The 459-nt window shown below is 61.7% G+C and carries 1 protein-coding gene; it reads right to left on the bottom strand.

Going from position 1 to position 459, the window contains the following annotated elements:
- Window positions 1–459, bottom strand: a 459-nt coding sequence (locus tag B3849_RS00860) for an ABC transporter substrate-binding protein (protein ID WP_286779700.1), incomplete at both ends; no start/stop codon positions are given.

Below are 459 nucleotides of genomic sequence, written 5' to 3'. Positions count from 1 at the left end.
CATAGCGGCGGGGTAATCGGCCATGCCGGGGATCAGGGTGATGTCGGGGCGGGGCAGCGACAGCTTGACCGTATGGTCATCCACCACGGTGATCGCGCCTTCGATCGCCTGACCGGAGTCCTCGTCGATCAGCGTGGCAAAGCGCCCGGCCATCGAGTTGCCCTCGACCGATTTATCGCACCAGCCCGTGATGTTGCGCGCCACATCGTTGGCGGTGAAGGGCGTGCCATCGTTCCACGTGACACCTTTGCGCACATTCAGCACATATTCGGTGGCGTCTTCGTTGATCTCCCAGCTTTCGAGCAATGCGGGGGTGAAGGTGCCGTCATTCTCCCAGATCGCGAGATATTCGAGCCAGCCACGGGTGATGTTGGCGATCTGCGACCAGTCGTAGGTGCGCGGATCTTTCAACGCGCGGACCTCCATCTGCATCCGTACGGTGCCGCCGGATTTATGCGC

The organism is Sulfitobacter sp. UBA4523, assembly GCF_002388305.1.
GTDB classification, from domain to species: domain Bacteria; phylum Pseudomonadota; class Alphaproteobacteria; order Rhodobacterales; family Rhodobacteraceae; genus Sulfitobacter; species Sulfitobacter pontiacus.
Note: the sequence above shows the minus strand (reverse complement) of the source record. Positions and strands in the feature narration are given on the sequence as shown.